Genomic DNA, 15,407 nt, shown 5'->3' on the forward strand with positions numbered 1-15,407 from the left:
ACGCTTATTCCTTGCCGGTTTCGACCTTCTTGGCCGGCACCGCGCCACCGCCGGCTGCTGCGCCTGCAGCGGCCGTGCGGGCTTCCTTCATCCAGTTGTTGAAGTCCTCGTCGCTCGGCATCTCGCCCTTTTCCAAGGCGGCGGAGAAGCGCTCGAAGGGCAGTACCGGGTAGGTCGGGCTCTTGGCGGCAACCGCGCGTGCGTCTTCGAGTGCCTGCTTGGAGGTGGTCACAGCGGCTTCCTTCTCGCCGAGCTTCCATTGGAGCTTTGCCAGGGTCGGCATGAGGAAGGGCTGCTTCTGCTGGCCGAGAACGTCGGAAAGCTGGGTTGCCACCGTCTTGCGGAAGCCGGCCGGGGCATCGTCCTTCAGGGCTGCCGTGGCGGCCTTGCTGACCATGGCCATGGCGACCGGGTTGCCCTGCAGGCTGCCAAGCTGACTCTCAGCCTTGTCCCACTCACCCTTCGCGAGGTTCAGATCGAGCTCCATCATCGAGGCGTAGGGGCTCTTGGGATCGAGTGCGCCCAGCTCCTCCTTGGCCTTCTCCATGGCTGCCACGTCCTTGGCTGCGGAAGCCGCTTGGAAGGCTTGGAGAGCAGCACTCATCTTCTGCTGGTTCTCTTGCTTGACCTTGATCTCGTTGAGCACCTTCTCCTGGGCGTCGCCACCGGCCAGCAGGCCTTCGATGGTTTCTTCCGTGAGCTGTGCCGGGTGGGTGGTCATGACCACCTTGCCGTCCTTCACGATGAAGGCGTGCGGGATGCCCTTCACATCGGCGGGCTTGAGCCACTCGGTTTCAAAGGCACCGCCCTTGCCGGTGTAGGCCACCGGATAGGACATGCCGTCGCCCTTGTCCTTCAGGAACTTTTCGACCTTGTCCTTGCCGTCTTCCCAGACGTTCACGCCGATGACGTTCAGGCCCTTCTCATGATACTTGTCGTAGAGGGCATCCACATGGGGGATGGCGGCGATGCAGGGGCCGCACCAGGTGGCCCAGCATTCCAAGACATAGACCTTGCCCGGCTCCCATGCCTTGGGGGCTTCACCGCGGACCCACTCGATCTTGCCGAGGGTCTCAGGGGTGACGGTATCGCCCGTCTTCTGTGCGAAGGCGGCGGTGGTGGAGAGAGCGAGGAGGATTGCTGCGTATGACGTTTTCACGGCTACAAGCTGCGTCTGCCCGCCCTCCGGGATCAAGGGATTTCAGCGCAGGAGTTCCTTCAATTCCTCGGGAATGGTGCCACCGCGCTGGGCTTGGGCCTCGGCTGTCTTCTTCAGGCCAGCCAGCGCCGCCTCGCGGGGTCCGCCCCATGGCAGGTTGGTGACCCAAGCAATCGCCTTCTGCGGATTCGATGCATACCAGCGGGTAGCAATCATGCGGGCTCCATCACCGGTGGCCAAGTCGGGCCGGGAGTCAAAAGTCGCGGCAGCATCCGCGGGTGCTTCCATGGCGAGGTGGTCGAAAGCAATCCTGAGAACCGCAGTCCGGTTGGCAGGGGGTAGGGAACCGATCCAGTCCAAGCCCGCATCGCGGTCTTTCAAGAGGGTCCGCATGTTGGTGTAGAGGAACTGCACCGGCAGTTGCGGGGAGTCCGGATTGGCGAACCAAGCTCGGAAGGAATCGGGATTCTTGTTCATCCAGATCCCCGCGATGGTGGATGCCGCGCTCTGGGAATCGTAGTCGCGCGTGGCCCCGCCGCCGGAGTGTTCGAGCCACCAGGTGATCGCCGCTTCGGGCTCCTTGGCGACCCATTGTTGGACGACCTTGCTGGCGGCAGACGTGCGGCGCTTGCCCTCCGGCAGGGACTCGACCAAGGCGCGTGCGTCCGCGGGATTCGCGGTGAAGATGCGACCGATGATGCTACCCGTGGCGTCGTCGAGCGACTTGCCACTGAGATTTTCCGCAGCCCATTTCAGGGCTTTTGCCGGATCATCCTTCGCCATCTCATCCGCCAGGCGTGGGCCGAACTGCATGCGGAGGGTGAGCGGCGCTTCCTTGAGCAGCCATTCCGTGGCGAGCTGGCGGGCCTCTTTGGGGAGTTCTGCGCCCCCTCCCGTGAGGAAAGCCACCTTTGAAAGAGCCTCCATGCTGCGCTGGCGCAGCTCGGCAGGCTGGCCCTTGAGGAAGGTGGCGGCTGCGGCCGGATCCTTTGCCATCCAGCTTGCCACAAAGCTGCCGAGCAGACGGTCCCGCGAGAGTCCCTCTGGCAGGGCGAGCAGCCGCGCTGCTCCTTGAGCGTCGATCGCCGGGAAGGAGATCTGGCTGAGCTGGCTGCCTAGCAAATCCATCAGCTGGTCGAGATGCGCGCGCGCCGCGGCGGCCTCCGCTGGATTGTCACTCGCGACCTTGCCCAGCACTCCGGCGACCAACTGTCCGGCCTCGAAGGACGGGAGGGTATCGAGCCGTGCCACGGCGGCGGCGGGGTCCTGCTTGAACCACGCGTCAAAGACGATGCGCCGGGGCTCCAAGAGTTCCCCCCAGTGCCAGCCCTGATCCTGCAGCCACTCCCAAGTCCCGGCCGGATCCTTCTCCGCGGCTTGGGCGATCGCTTGGCGGAGTTGATCGGAGTTCAGCTTGCCACTGCGATAGAGGTGCTCCAAGGCGGCAGCGGAGTGGCATTGCTGGCTGGCGAGACGCTGGGTCTGGCGGGCCAGCCCGCGCAGGTTCTCGCGTTCCTTCGTGGCGACGGCCGCAGTTACTTCCTGAGGGGCAGGGGAGGAAGCGGCGGCGGAGCTTCGCATGATGCGGAACTGGCGGCCGCCGAAGAAGACCGCGACGCAGCAGAGGAGCGGAAGCAGGTATTTCATCTCGATTCAGGAGCCTCCGAGGCAGGCGGACAACTTCTCTGCCTCCGTGGCGGAGAGCTTGCGGGAGATCTGGTGGTAGGCGTCTTGGGCGGCTTGGGGATCGCGCTTGGCCCACTCCTTGAGTGTGGCGAGCCGTGCTTCCTGGCGGATCCCGGCATCACCGATCGAGCCGGCCCATTCCCAGGCGATCTCGGCATCGGCCGGGATGAGATTTTTGACGACCGGCAGAGCGGCGGCATCGCGCTCCGGCCCGGTGGGTTTGTCCGCTAGCCAGCCGGCGGCCTCGTTCGGCTTCCGGGCGGCCCAAGTCTCGAAGGTCCCGGCGTAGGCGGCGCTTTTGGCGGCCGGATCGCGCAGGCCATCCGCCCAAGCAAGTGCGGCAGCAGGATCGGACTTGCCCCACTCCTGCGCGGTGATGGTGACCGAGCGGTTCCATTCCGCGGAAGGCGGCAAGTCCATGAGTGCCGGTGCCAACAGCTCCGGCTGAATCTTCGGTCCACCCCAGCCAGCGGATTCGGTGCCCTGAAGATAGTCGCCATAGTGGCCCATGTAGTCGGCGAAGGTCTTGGCCCGGTCCGCGGGCGGAATGTCTGCCAGTGCTTGGCCGAATAGCTCCGGATCGAGATAGCCACCTCCCGCCCGGCTGAAGCTCCCGGCATAGGTGTCCGCCCGCAGTTCGGGGTCCGGGATGGTGGAGATGAAGGCGAGCGCCGCTTCCGGATCCTTCTTCAGCCAAGCGCTGGCGATGCTGCCCAAGGCTGCCCCGCGATAGTCGCCCGGAGGCTCCGCTGCGATGGCCTTGGCCGCTCCTGCGAGCTGGTCCGGGGGCAGGGCCCGGAACACCTCGTTCATGGTGTTCAGAGGCAAGTAGGAGCCCTCGCCCTTCACCGAGTCGATCAGGCGATAGGCATCCAGCGGCTTGAGTTTGCCGCTGGCGAGGAGGGCAGGAAAGGTCCCACGCACGGCCTCGACCGCGTTGCGGCGGGACAGCGCTTCGACCCCGGGGGCTTCGCGAAGTAGAGCGATGGCGGCGGCCGGATCGTCCTTGGCGATCCGCTCGAGGACGGCTTGGCCGACCTTTGATTCGGCCGAGCGGTCGAGGCCCTTGGCGATGCCGAGCTGCTGCCAGACTTCGCGAGGGCTTTTCTCAGCCCAAGCGTCCAAGGCGGCAGACACGGCGGTCTTGCGGAGACTGTCGGGTTCGAGCTTGGATGCCCATTCGAGCGCAGCCGCCGGATCGCGCAATGCCTTCACGTGGGCGATCAGCTCAAACATGCGCGGGGCATAATACTTGCCGTTCGGCGCCTGGCTGAGCTCGGTGGCGATCTCCAGCAGATCCTTTTCGTAGCGCTCCGCCACGAGCAGCCACGCTGGATTGTTGTCCGGGCTGACGAGCTTCACCTGGCGGAACCACCACATGAAGGTCGGCAGGTCTTCGTTCAGCAGCTCGTAGGTGATGCCGGAGCGCTGGTTCTCGCCTTCTTTGCCGTCCGGGATGGCTTTCCACGCGGCCTCGGAATCGAGCAGGGCCCATTCGGTCAGCAGACGCAGGCGAATGAATTCCGTGCCTTCCTTGTTCGCCTCACACCAAGCGAGAGCGCCAGTCGGATCCAGCTCGGCCCAGCGGGCGCAGATAAGCTTGATGCGCTTTGCTCTTTCCGGGGAGTCGGGCTGGGCGAGCAGGGCCAGTAGCTCCTTTTCCAAGCTCGGAGCGGTGGCCTTGGCGAGTTCCGCGCTCCATGCCAGCACCTGCGGGTCGGCCGTGGGAGCGACGGCATCTCCCGCTTGGCTGCCGTTCCCCTTCAGCGCGGGTCGCGGGGCGGTCATGTATCCGCACCAGCAGGAGAGCGGCAGCAGGAGCCAGAGGAAGCGCGGCGGCAACATCGGCGGGAAGATGGCGGCGGAGAGACGGGAGGGAAACTCCGAAAGTTCGGCAAGCCGCCAGAATCGCGGATGGCAGGATCCGCGGTTTTCGTGAAGCATTGAAACCCATGCGACTCCACCACGGGGCGATTCCCGAAGACTTCGAGCCGGACGAGTCCTGGCGGTCGATTCGTGAGCCGGGGCCCTTCGGACTGCAATTGATGGCCCTGCCGGTGGGGATTCTCTGTGCGGCCCTGACTTTGTTCGCGTGGGCACAGCTCGGAGCTGCACCGGGGATGCACTTCCGGGGCGTGGGTCTGTGGGGAGAGATCGGACTCGTGATGCTGTCCTTCCCGATCTTGATCGTGGTCCACGAACTCCTCCATGCCGCGGTCCATCCGGGGTGGGGAAGCGCTCCTGAATCGGTCATCGGCGTCTGGCCGAGCCGCATGATATTCTATGCCCACTATGCCGGGGCGCTGGCGCGGAACCGCTTTCTGACGGTGTTCGCGATGCCTTTTCTGGTGATTACGGTTCTGCCGCTTGCCTTGGCCGCCAGCGGGATACTGCCCTCCGGGATGCGTCCGGCGGCGGCATGGTTCTCGGCGTGGAATGCCTTCTTTGCCTGCGGTGATTGCGTCGGCTTCGCTCTGATCCTGTTACAAGTGCCGCGCGAGGCACTGGTCCGGAACAAGGGGTGGCGCAGCTACTGGAAGCCGCGATGAGCCGTCAGCCGCGGTCGATCCCGTATTTCCCGGTGCCAGCGCGGACAATCGTGAGGAAGCCGGCGAGATAGATGTAGGCCAGTTCGCCATTCGGCGGATCGCCGAGGCTCATGTGATGGTATTGGACGAAGGCGACGCCCATGGTGATGGCGAGCAGCAACGCCGCCAGCCGCCCCATGAGGCCGAGGGCCAGGCAAAGCCCGCAGCCGACCTCGACAAAGACCGCCAGGAAGAGGGTTCCCTTGCGGCCGATGCCGATCGGATCACCGAAATTGTAGTCGTGATTCAGGACCTTCTGGAGCTTCGGGAGGCCATGAAGAACGAAAATGGAAAGGCCGAGCCAGACGCGCAGGAGGAAGAGCGCGAAGCCGGGATTGGCAGGGAGGAATTTGAGCTGGAGGAAGGACTTCATTGAGAAAGAGCAGACACCGAACATCGAACATCGAACGTCGAATGACAGGCAAGGACGCGGGCGCGCTCAGGCTGGAAGCGGCTCCTGGTTGAGGAAGGACTTCCGGCACAGCTCCGCATACTTCCCGCCCTTGGCCCAGAGTTCTTCATGGGTGCCTTGCTCGATCACGCGGCCCTTTTCGAGGACGTAGATGATATCTGCATTGCGGATGGTAGAGAGGCGGTGGGCGATGACGAAGGCGGTGCGGTTCTGCATCAGGTGGTCGAGCGCGTCCTGGATCTGGCGCTCGGTCTCGCTGTCGACCGAGGCGGTGGCCTCGTCGAGCAAGAGGATGGGGGCGTTCTTGAGCAGGGCGCGGGCGATCGAAAGGCGCTGCTTCTCACCGCCGGAGAGCTTCACCCCGCGCTCGCCGACGTTGGTGTCGAGTTGCTGGGGCAGGGCGCGTACGAACTTGTCGGCGTGGGCGGCGTCGAGGGCGGACCACATCTCGGCGTCGCTGGCCTCGCGCTTGGCCAGGGCCAGGTTTTCACGGACCGTGCCATTGAAGAGGAAGGGCTCCTGGGTCACGTAGCCGAGGTGGTCGCGGAGGGACTGCTTGGAGAGGGTGGCGATGTCGATCCCGTCGATGGTGATCGCGCCGCTGTCGCGCTCGTAGAAGCGGGTCAGCAGCGAGAGCACGGTCGATTTGCCCGCCCCGGTCGAGCCGACGAGGGCAACCGTCTGGCCGGGCTTTGCCTCCAGATCCACCTCATGAAGGGTCGGCTGTTCGCCATAGGCGAAGGAGACGCCGTCGAAACGGACGTGGGCGCGGATTTGGGCGGGCAGTTCGGCCCCTTCGGTGGCATTCGGTTCGACCTCGGAGTCCAGGATCTCGAAGACCCGGTCGGCAGCAGCGCGGCCGGAGAGGATCATCTGGTTCAAGCCGTTCAGGCGGTCGATCGGCTCGTAAAAGAGCGAGAGGGAGAGGTAGAAAGCGAAGAACTTGCCGATGCTCAGGTCACCACTCATCACGGCCGAACCACCGAAAAAGAGGACGAGGACGTAGCCCGACATGCGGACGAAGGACATCAGCGGCGAGTAAATGGCCCACCACTTCATCATCCGCAGGGTAACGCGGCGCAGGGCCTCGGAGTAGCGGTTGAAGCGGTCCAGCTCCGGACCCTCGGCGGCATAGGCCTTGATCTGGCGGATCCCTGAAATGTTGTCGTGCAGGATCGCGTTCAGGTCCGAGGACGCGTCACGCTGGTTGCGATAGCGGTCGCGGCCCCGTGTCGAATAGATCCAGGCCCCCAAGGCCAAGAGGGGGACGGGCAAGGTGGCGGCACAGGCCACCGTCGGATTCATATAAAACAAGAAAATGCCGACTCCGATGACTTGGAGGGCGGCAACCAGACCCTGCTCGATGCCGTCGATCAGGACCCGCTCCATATTGGTGACGTCCTCGACCACCCGGGTCATGACGTCGCCGGTGCGGCGGGTGTCGAACCAGCGCAGGGGAAGCTGTTGGATTTTCGAGTAGAGGTCCTCCCGGATATCGTAGATCACCTTCTGTTCGAAGGTGTTATTGACGAAGATGCGGAGTGAATTGAGGCCGTCCTTGAGGAGGAAACCGAGCAAGGAGATGACCACCCAGAAGGTGAACTCGCCGTGCCGGGCGGGGTTGGGAATAATGTCATCCAGAACGATCCGGCTGGCGTTCGGGAAGACGAATACGGCCAGGGTCATGCCCAGCGCGCAGGCCATCTGGGCAGTCGCAAGGCCCGGATAATGGCGGAGATAGGAAAAAACGCGGGGTATGGAACTCATCGAACGATCTAGGGTGCTGCGGTGTCCATCCTTTGTAAATCCACGTGACACAATCGCGAAATTTGGTGTTGCCGGGGCCGATGGGGCGTCCCTACTTTGCGCCTTAGAACAAGAAAACAAGACCCAACCGTCACCTGACAAAACCCCATGGCCAACGTATTTGCCATTCTCAGTGCCATCGCACTCGCCGCCGCCTGCTTCCTTGCCATGAAAAACAAGGATGCGTATGAGGCCGAAATCAAACACCGCATCACGGCTGAAGAAAAGCAGGCTACTGCTAAAAGCAAGCTGGAGGACGTGACCAACAAGTACAAGGCGACCAACGAAGAGCGGATCAACGTCGAGAAGGAAACGGCTGATCTGAAGCAGAACTTGCTCGCGGAGAACGCCAAGAACGACAAGCTGACCTCCGAGAAGGACGCGAAGGCCAGCGAGGAAGGCGCGAACGCCAAGAAGATCACCGAGATCGAAGAGCAGCTCAAGGAGATCGGTCCGATTGAAGATCTGGTGGCCACGATCAACACGTTGAAGGGCTCGTTGGAAGAGCTCACGACCGACATCGCAGCCTCCGATGCGAAGATCGCCGACCTGACCGCGGATAAGGCCCGCACCGAAGGGGTGATCAAGGCCTATAGCGACAAGAACCAGAACTACGCCAACAAGCGTTCCTTCTTCGCAGGCACCCGGATCAGCGCCATCTACCCGGCTTACGGTTTTGTTACCCTGCCGATCGGCAACAGTTCCGGGGTGGTCTCCGGTTCTTCTCTGGACGTGGTGCGCGATGGCGCGGTGGTCGCCAAGCTGCGGGTCAGCTCGGTGGAAGCCGGCCGTGCCGCTGCCGAAATCGTGCCGGACTCCCTTGCGCAGGACACCACGCTGATGGTGGGTGACCGCGTGGTGCCGGGATCGGCTGCCACCGCTTCCCCCGCTCCTGCCCGCTAATCCAGCCGCACGGAAGATTCGAGAGCAGTCCTAAAACCTTTCTAAAGCCCCGAGATGAAATCAATTTTCTATGCCCTCTCGCTCCTGGTCATCGGAGCGGCTGCGTTCTTCTCTTTTCAGAACGTAGATAAGTTCAAAGCCCAGAAGTCGCAACGCGAAGCGGCTGAAACTGAAACCGCCTCGCTGAACGGCAAGATCAAGACCAAGTCCGACGAGCTTGACGCCGAGCAGACCAAGCTCACGGAAGCGAATGCGGATAAGTCCACGACCACCCAGAACATTTCCCAGGCGCAATCGGCCGGTAAGAAGCTGGCCCGCGACATCGCCGAGCTGAATGGCAAGATCGAAGCCCAGAAGACCAAGATGGGCGAACTGGAGAAGGTCCGCGAGAAGATCAACGAGATCCTCAAGGGCGGTGGCTTGAACAGCATCGACGAAGTGCCGGCCAAGATCGCGGAACTGAAGGCGGAGCAAGCGGCCAAGCAAAAGCAACTCGACGAGCTGAAGAACGCGATCGCGGTGCTTGAGAAGAATGTTGCCAGCAACCAGGACGAAATCGGCCGCTTGGGTGAGCGCGATTCCTCCCGCGACTCGCGGATTGGCAAGAACGCCATGCAGGCCACCGTCAGCGCAGTCAACGAGGACTGGGGCTTCGTGATCATCAGCGCTGGCAGCACCAAGGGTTTCACCCCGCAGACGAAGCTGCTGGTGAAGCGCAACGGCCGCCTGATCGCCAAGATCAATCCGTCCTCGATCGAGCCATCCCAGACGATCGCCGAGATCGACAAGGACACGCTGGCCCCGGGTGCCCGCATCCAGCCTGGCGACGAGGTGATCCTCGCCGAGCCGGCCACCAACTGAGTCGAGCCGATTTCAGCGACTGCTGCTGTTTTTCCCGCCTCCGCGTGCTTGCAAGCCGCGGAGGCTTTTTTATGTTCCGGGCATGCGCTTCCTACTGGCGACTGTTATTTTGGCCACCACCGTGTTGCCCCTGTCTTCCTGCAAGACCGGGGATGAAGAGGAGCAGACCCGCAAGGCGGTGCCGCCGCCAAACACCTCCAGCCAAATTCCTTGGAACAAGCCGGTTCCCGGCCAAGGTGGTGGTGCCTTCGGGGCCTTGCCGAACACCCCGCGCCGCTAACATGAGCCGCAGCTTGGTCATTTTGGGGGCGGCGCTGCTGGCTTCTGGATTGGTGTCCTGCGCGACTGAGAAGAAGCCGCAGGGTCCAGTATCGGATAAGTCCACCCACTCGTGGAGCCAGCCGGGTCCCGGTCAGGGTGCCGGCCCGCTGAGCGGGATGCCGCAGCAACCGCGGCGCTAAGTTTTCCCTCTCGTAGCGGAACGGCTGCGCCGTTTCGGCGGGGGGATGCCGATTTCGGAAACTCGCTAGCCTTCCCGGTGATACGGCTCACCGCGCCGGAAGGTGGCCACCCGATAGAGCTGCTCTAACAGGACCACCAGCGCCAGCTCGTGCTGGAGCGTGAGCTTGGAGAGCGACCACACGGCGTCGCAGGCTTGGCGCAGTGCCGGGGTGTGGCCGTCGGAGGCGCCGATCAGGATGCAGAGGGTCTTGATGTCGCCGCGCATCTCCCACGCTGCGATCTTCTCCGCCCATGCGCTGGTGCCGAGGATCTCGCCGCGCTCGTCCATGGCGATGCGGTGGCAGCCAACCGAGCGCTCGAGCAGGGCGGCGGAGACGCTTTCGGAATCACCGCCCTTGAGATACTCGAGCTTGTAGGTGCCGTAGCGGGTCAGGCGCTTGAGGTATTCCTCCACGCCGCTCTTGGCATAGGCCAAGGCGGGCTTGCCGGCGGCGAGAATACGGACCTGCACCGCGCGACCATCCGGCGCGGTGGCGGCTGGCGTCAATGGGGATTCGCTTTCCTTTCCCTCTTGTCGGCGCGGTGGCTTTCAGGAGAGATAGGCGGCGGATGAAATACCTGTCGCTGTCGTTCTTGCCGCTGCTGTTCCTTGCCAATTGCGCCCCGCACCAGGATCCGAACTCGGAAGCTGCCCAAGGCCGCAAGATGATGGCCTTACTCGAGAAGTTCGACCGCTTTGACTACAACGGCAATGGCCTGCTGACCCGCAAGGAGATCGAGCAGGGGATCAAGGAGACCGGGGTGCAGGGTGTGGATGCGAAGGAGCTCGACGCGGTGATGAAGTACTACGACGTGACCAAAGACGGCTCGATTTCGCACTGGGAAGCCGAGCGGGTGCTGAGCCAGCCGGTGCCGCAGATCCATTGAAGAAATCACCGGTCATCCATCGGACTGCCGCTAGGCGGTGGTGCGATGGCGTCAGGCTTTGAGCCAGCCCGTCTGGATCGCGCCGCAGAGGCCGAAGATGATCGTGAGGATGGCCCAGATGACGGTGAAGAGCCGGTGCATCGCCATTTCGAACTTCTGGCCCTTCCACCAAGAGGGGTCATAGGTGAAGCACTGGCAGTAGAGGCGGGTCGCCCAGAAGGCGCAGAGCATCCAGGCGGCCCATGCACCGGCCTTGGTTTTTTCCAAGAGCAGGCCGGGATCGATCATCATCGGCAGGCCCATCATTACCAGTACCAGGCAGACGAAGAAGATGTGGACGTGGAAGACCGCCGCGCTGAAGGGCGTCATCTTTGCGGCCTCCTCCGTCCATTTGAGGCGCCGGTAGAGATGAATGTGGGAGAAGGATTGGGCGATCAGGCAGGCTCCGATCAGACGCAGGACGGGAGCGAGGAATTCCGTTAGGGTCATGAGAAGAAGTGCCGGGTGACCGGAAGGTGAGGCCAGATTGGGTGGCCGGAAAGCCGATGGGATGAAGGAGGTGTGAATTCGTGAGGGAGAATCCGCCGCTATTTCACCGCGGTGAAGACCACGTAGCGCATGGCTCCAGTTAGATAGGCCAGCCAGATGCGGGCGAGGGTGAGCGCGAAGACCCGGTTGCGGGCGTGATCCTGGAGGAGATAGCGGCGTAGGGCGGGATCGGTGAAGAAGCCGGCGATGGTGCGGCGGATGCAGATCGGCCAGGTGCGGCGAACCTTGTCGCTGAGGTCTTCTGCGCTTTCGAGGGTGAGTCCTGCGGCGGAAAGCCATCCCCGGTAGTCGGTTTCATTGCCCATGCCGACCAGGCAGCCCTCGCGGCAGATCGGTTCTAGCAGGTGCTTGGTTTCCCATGGCTCGGGATCGGGGCCGACCATCCACGCGCAGATGACCAGGCGACCACCGGGGGTGAGCACGCGGGCCATCTCACGGATTCCGTAGGCGACGTCGGGCAGATGCTCGGTGCTCTCCATCGCGATGACGGCGTCGAAGGCTTGGTCGGGGAAGTCATTCTCCATCCAATCGCGCAGGAGGAAGCGGGGATTGTCGCCGCCTTGGGCGAGGGCGCCTTCATACTGGCGTGGTGAGACCGTCACGCCCGTGACCTGAGCGCCGTATTCTTCCGCCAGCAGGCGGGCAGTGCCACCGTAGCCGCAGCCGACGTCGCAGACGCGCTGGCCGGGACGGATTCCTGCACGCGCGGCGACCAGGTGGCTCATGGCGAGCACCGCTTGCTGCGGGGATTCGCGGCCGGTCTCCCATAGCCCGTGGTGGACGTGTTCACCCCACAGCGAGCGGTAGTAGGGATCGAGTTCGTCGTAGTGGGAGGCAACGGCTTCCCCGGTGGTGGCGGCGCTGATCACGCGGGAGGGTAGCACGCGTGAGGGAAGGGGGAAGGGCTACTCCAGCGGATCCCACTGCTTGCGGTCGATCAGGAGCTTGAGCAGCCAGCAAGCGGCGATCACCACTGAGGTCTCCAGCAGCAGGAAGTGCGGCAGCAGGTTCACCATTTGCGCACCAGTGGCCAGCGCGGGGACGATCATCGAGACGATCATCAGCAGGAAGATCATGCCACCGCGGGAGGCGGACTTGGCTTCTTCGGTGGGCTTGGCGAGCGGCACGCATTTTTCCAGCGCGCCGGGAACCATCGCGAAGAAAGGCATGGCGATCACTCCGGGCAGGATCAGGAGGAGCTTTTCGAATCCATTCGGGAAAAGGCAGGTGACGCTCACCAGCAGCAGCATGGCGGGCAGTGCCAGCAGGATCGTCACCGCCCGAATCGCGCCGTGGATGAAAGGTCCCGGTCCGGTTACCGGCGCCAGGCGATAGAGGTCGGCAGCCTGCCAGTGCTGGGAGAACTGGAGCATGGTCATCGCCATCATGGGGATCATGCCGAGATATCCCGCCGCCAGGGCCACACCCCACGGTGCCCCGGAGTGGTCCTTCATGCCTTGGAACATGAACATCGCCGGCATGACTAGCATCGGTGCCATGCCCGGATAGAGCCGCAGCTTCATATCGCGGTCACGGAGCAGGTAGGCGGCACAGAGGCGGAAGGACGCGCGGGTCACCGGATCCCGCAGCAGCCAAACCAGCGGTGGTGCGGATGTGAGTCGATCGAGCAGCCGGCGCTTGCCGGGCTGGCTTTCCTTGTGCGGCGCGCGGGGGCGGCTCTCGGCCAAGGTTTGCAAGCCCTCCTCATAGGCGCGGGCCATGCGGCCGAAGGCGAGGATCAGGACGGTGGCCGTAACCAGGACGCCGATGCCGGCCATCATGAAATGGGTGGTATTGCCGCGGCCCAGCAATACTTCATCCAGCGAGGCAAACCAGGCTGGCGGCAGGAGGGAGAGCCAGGGCTTGCCCACCAGCGGGTCCATGCGGCCCTTCATGCCGAGTACCAAGTGCGGTACCATTTGGCTGGCCACCACGATCACCACCGCTAGCAGGACTTGGGCAGTGGTCATCAGGTTATCCAGGCGCTCGCGGCCGAACCAACGCAGGCAAAGCTGATAGAGCAGGACCACGCTGCCAGCGCAGAAGAGCGCGGAGATGCAGATCGAGACGAAATGCACCGGCGCGAAGAAGGGCGCCCCCTTTGCCGTCACGCTGCCGGCAATGGCACCGGCGAGATTGAAGGCGCAGGCGATCCAGAGCGAGACACGCATCAGGACCGTGACCTTGGCCCAGAGCAAGGTGCGTGGCTCGATCGGCCGGTGCAGCAGGATCTCGGCCTCATCCTTGTTGAAGAGGATCTCGCCGGCCGAGGTGGCGATGAACATGCCCAGGAAGAGCAGCGTGGAGCCGTGCAGGTAGAAGGATAGCAGGAAGCTTCCTTGTCCCACGAAGGTGAGGGCCATCATGCCGACCATGACGTAGAGCGCGATGGTGCCCCACAGCTTTTGTGCGATCGATCGCGGGGCTTGGTCTTTGCGCAGACCCCGCGCGCCACGGCCGCGCAGGAAGAGCGCCAGGTAGAGGCGCTGCAGGGTTTTGGCTTGGGAGGGGACGGGGCTGCTCATCACGTGGCGTGGTGTCAGGGGCGGAAGGTTTTCGCGAAGTCCTCCGCCTTCTGTTCCAGGTCATGGCCGCCGGTGAGGCTGGTGAAGAGCTGTTCCAGGCTCTTGGCGCGGTGCGCGGCAACCAGTTCCGCCGGTGCGCCATCCACCAGCAGCTTGCCCTTGTCGATGATGATGACGCGGTCGCAGACGCGCTCTACCACATCGAGGATGTGCGAGCTGTAGACGATCGCCTTGCCCTCGCGGGCGAGAGTCTGGATCAAGGCCTTGAAGCCGACCGCGGCATTGGCATCCAGCCCGTCGAGGGGCTCGTCGAAGAACACGACCGGCGGATTGTGGAGCAGGGCGGCGGTGATGACGACCTTGCGGCGCATCCCCTTCGAGTAGGCGCCGAGCAGCTTGTCGGTGAGCGTCTCGAAGCTCAGGTCGAAGAAAGCGATGAACTGGCGGATGCGCTCGCGGGCGGACTCAGGAGGGATGCCGTAGAGGGCTGCGACCATCTCAAGGTACTCAAGGCCGGTGAGCGACTCGAAGACCGCGCCGGAGTCCGGCACGAAGCCAACATTGCGCTTCACCTCCATCGGTTCCTTCAGCAGGTCGTGACCGCAGATCGTGGCTGTGCCCGAAGTCGGGATCAGCAAGCCGGTGAGCATCTTGAGGGTGGTCGACTTGCCCGCGCCATTCGGGCCCAGAAGGCCGACGATTTGGCCGGCGGGAATTTCGAGCGAGAGCGCGTCGACGGCGGTCTGAGGGCCGAATTGCTTGGTGAGACGTTGAATCGAAATCACAAGGGAGGGGCGAATGCCGCAGGGGACTTAAACCCGGCAGCCCGGAACTTCCAAATTCCAAATTTGAAGGGAGAATGTAGGCGGGCAAGAGCGGCTACTTTAGCCATCCCGCTTCAAGCGCGGAGGCCACTGCCGCCTCGATGTGTGCCATCAAAGCCGGATAGGGTCCGCGGATGAATTCCGCCCGTGCCAGCACTTGTTCCGCACGCACATCGTTCTCGAGCCAACTTGCGCCTTGATTGGCGTGGTTTTGGATGATGGGCATTACCCGGTCCAAGGCGTTGGCGAAGCTGGCTTCGGGCGTGTTACCCGCTTCGAACTCATGCCACAGGGCCATGAACTCGGCGGAGCGTTCGGCTGGGAGCATGCCGAAGATGCGGTCCGCGGCGGCCTGCTCGCGCTCGGCCTTTCCGGTTTGGTCAGCGTAGCAGAAGGTGTCGCCGGCATCGATCTCCACGATGTCGTGGAGGATCAGCATCTTCAGCACTCGCAGCAGGTCGAGGGTAGGATCGATGGCCGGGCCGAGGGTCATTGCTGCGAGTGCGAGGCTCCAGCTATGCTCGGCGGAGTTTTCGCGGCGGCTCATGCCGACCGGGCGAGAGCGACGCTCGATGGCTTTGAGCTTGTCACATTCGAGGATGAACTGCAGGGCGGAGTCGAGCACGGGGGAATTCAGAATGCCGAATTCGCGAATGTCGAATGAAGTGTTTGGGAGGGCGGGATAAGAGGAGGACGGGTGCCCGG

At 63.4% G+C, this 15,407-nt stretch carries 17 protein-coding genes; 6 read left to right on the forward strand and 11 right to left on the reverse strand.

Annotated elements, in window-relative coordinates:
• Nucleotides 1–4: 4 nt before the first annotated feature.
• From BV071_RS23555 to BV071_RS23565, 3 genes are read right to left on the reverse strand one after another with little or no spacing between them, the layout of a single operon-like run.
• Nucleotides 5–1,159, reverse strand: coding sequence for a TlpA disulfide reductase family protein (locus BV071_RS23555; RefSeq protein WP_265594787.1), 1,155 nt, complete (start codon nucleotides 1,157–1,159; stop codon nucleotides 5–7).
• A 42-nt stretch (nucleotides 1,160–1,201) separates the two neighbouring features.
• On the reverse strand, nucleotides 1,202–2,806 hold the full coding sequence (locus BV071_RS23560) for a hypothetical protein (RefSeq protein WP_035612341.1): 1,605 nt from the start codon (nucleotides 2,804–2,806) through the stop codon (nucleotides 1,202–1,204).
• A gap of 6 nt (nucleotides 2,807–2,812) precedes the next feature.
• Nucleotides 2,813–4,690: a hypothetical protein gene (locus BV071_RS23565; protein ID WP_265594788.1), complete on the reverse strand. Its 1,878-nt coding sequence runs from the start codon at nucleotides 4,688–4,690 to the stop codon at nucleotides 2,813–2,815.
• 107 nt (nucleotides 4,691–4,797) lie between these two features.
• Here BV071_RS23565 and BV071_RS23570 point away from each other — a divergent pair, with 107 nt between their 5' ends.
• Nucleotides 4,798–5,394: a DUF3267 domain-containing protein gene (locus BV071_RS23570; RefSeq protein ID WP_035612345.1), complete on the forward strand. Its 597-nt coding sequence runs from the start codon at nucleotides 4,798–4,800 to the stop codon at nucleotides 5,392–5,394.
• A 4-nt stretch (nucleotides 5,395–5,398) separates the two neighbouring features.
• Here the strand turns inward: BV071_RS23570 and BV071_RS23575 are convergent, their stop codons facing one another.
• Nucleotides 5,399–5,806: a DoxX family protein gene (locus BV071_RS23575; protein WP_035612347.1), complete on the reverse strand. Its 408-nt coding sequence runs from the start codon at nucleotides 5,804–5,806 to the stop codon at nucleotides 5,399–5,401.
• A gap of 66 nt (nucleotides 5,807–5,872) precedes the next feature.
• A complete protein-coding gene (locus BV071_RS23580) occupies nucleotides 5,873–7,612 on the reverse strand; it encodes an ABC transporter ATP-binding protein (protein ID WP_035612349.1) in 1,740 nt (579 codons plus the stop codon).
• 147 nt (nucleotides 7,613–7,759) lie between these two features.
• On the opposite strand from BV071_RS23580, the gene BV071_RS23585 reads away from it, so the two are divergent.
• From BV071_RS23585 to BV071_RS35665, 4 genes are all read left to right on the forward strand, one after another.
• Complete coding sequence (locus BV071_RS23585; protein ID WP_035612351.1) at nucleotides 7,760–8,554, forward strand: hypothetical protein; 795 nt, start codon at nucleotides 7,760–7,762, stop codon at nucleotides 8,552–8,554.
• 54 nt (nucleotides 8,555–8,608) lie between these two features.
• Nucleotides 8,609–9,415 carry a hypothetical protein gene (locus BV071_RS23590; protein WP_035612353.1) on the forward strand — a complete coding sequence of 269 codons (807 nt, stop codon included), beginning with the start codon at nucleotides 8,609–8,611 and terminating at the stop codon, nucleotides 9,413–9,415.
• Between the two features lie 82 nt (nucleotides 9,416–9,497).
• The gene (locus BV071_RS23595; RefSeq protein WP_035612355.1) at nucleotides 9,498–9,695 is read left to right on the forward strand and encodes a hypothetical protein; all 198 of its coding nucleotides are present in this window, start codon (nucleotides 9,498–9,500) and stop codon (nucleotides 9,693–9,695) included.
• Nucleotide 9,696: 1 nt separating this feature from the next.
• A complete protein-coding gene (locus BV071_RS35665) occupies nucleotides 9,697–9,876 on the forward strand; it encodes a hypothetical protein (RefSeq protein WP_265594789.1) in 180 nt (59 codons plus the stop codon).
• A gap of 65 nt (nucleotides 9,877–9,941) precedes the next feature.
• Here BV071_RS35665 and BV071_RS23600 read toward each other — a convergent pair whose 3' ends face one another.
• Nucleotides 9,942–10,424 (reverse strand): 23S rRNA (pseudouridine(1915)-N(3))-methyltransferase RlmH, encoded by a 483-nt coding sequence (locus tag BV071_RS23600; protein ID WP_265594790.1) that lies wholly within the window; start codon nucleotides 10,422–10,424, stop codon nucleotides 9,942–9,944.
• Between the two features lie 62 nt (nucleotides 10,425–10,486).
• On the opposite strand from BV071_RS23600, the gene BV071_RS23605 reads away from it, so the two are divergent.
• Nucleotides 10,487–10,804 (forward strand): EF-hand domain-containing protein, encoded by a 318-nt coding sequence (locus BV071_RS23605; RefSeq protein ID WP_035612357.1) that lies wholly within the window; start codon nucleotides 10,487–10,489, stop codon nucleotides 10,802–10,804.
• A gap of 51 nt (nucleotides 10,805–10,855) precedes the next feature.
• On the opposite strand, the gene BV071_RS23610 is transcribed toward BV071_RS23605, so the two are convergent.
• The 5 genes from BV071_RS23610 to BV071_RS23630 all read right to left on the reverse strand — a co-directional run bounded on the left by BV071_RS23610 (nucleotide 10,856) and on the right by BV071_RS23630 (nucleotide 15,327).
• Nucleotides 10,856–11,293: a hypothetical protein gene (locus tag BV071_RS23610; protein ID WP_035612359.1), complete on the reverse strand. Its 438-nt coding sequence runs from the start codon at nucleotides 11,291–11,293 to the stop codon at nucleotides 10,856–10,858.
• A gap of 98 nt (nucleotides 11,294–11,391) precedes the next feature.
• Entirely contained in the window at nucleotides 11,392–12,237 is an 846-nt protein-coding gene (locus tag BV071_RS23615; RefSeq protein WP_052573796.1) for a methyltransferase domain-containing protein, read from the reverse strand.
• A 21-nt stretch (nucleotides 12,238–12,258) separates the two neighbouring features.
• The gene (locus BV071_RS23620; RefSeq protein WP_035612363.1) at nucleotides 12,259–13,878 is read right to left on the reverse strand and encodes a hypothetical protein; all 1,620 of its coding nucleotides are present in this window, start codon (nucleotides 13,876–13,878) and stop codon (nucleotides 12,259–12,261) included.
• Nucleotides 13,879–13,892: 14 nt separating this feature from the next.
• Nucleotides 13,893–14,663, reverse strand: coding sequence for an ABC transporter ATP-binding protein (locus tag BV071_RS23625; protein ID WP_052573797.1), 771 nt, complete (start codon nucleotides 14,661–14,663; stop codon nucleotides 13,893–13,895).
• Nucleotides 14,664–14,757: 94 nt separating this feature from the next.
• Nucleotides 14,758–15,327: an HD domain-containing protein gene (locus BV071_RS23630; protein ID WP_265594791.1), complete on the reverse strand. Its 570-nt coding sequence runs from the start codon at nucleotides 15,325–15,327 to the stop codon at nucleotides 14,758–14,760.
• Nucleotides 15,328–15,407: the final 80 nt, after the last annotated feature.

Origin of the sequence: Haloferula sp. BvORR071 (assembly GCF_000739615.1) — a bacterium.
In the GTDB taxonomy this organism is placed as follows: Bacteria; Verrucomicrobiota; Verrucomicrobiia; order Verrucomicrobiales; family Akkermansiaceae; genus Haloferula.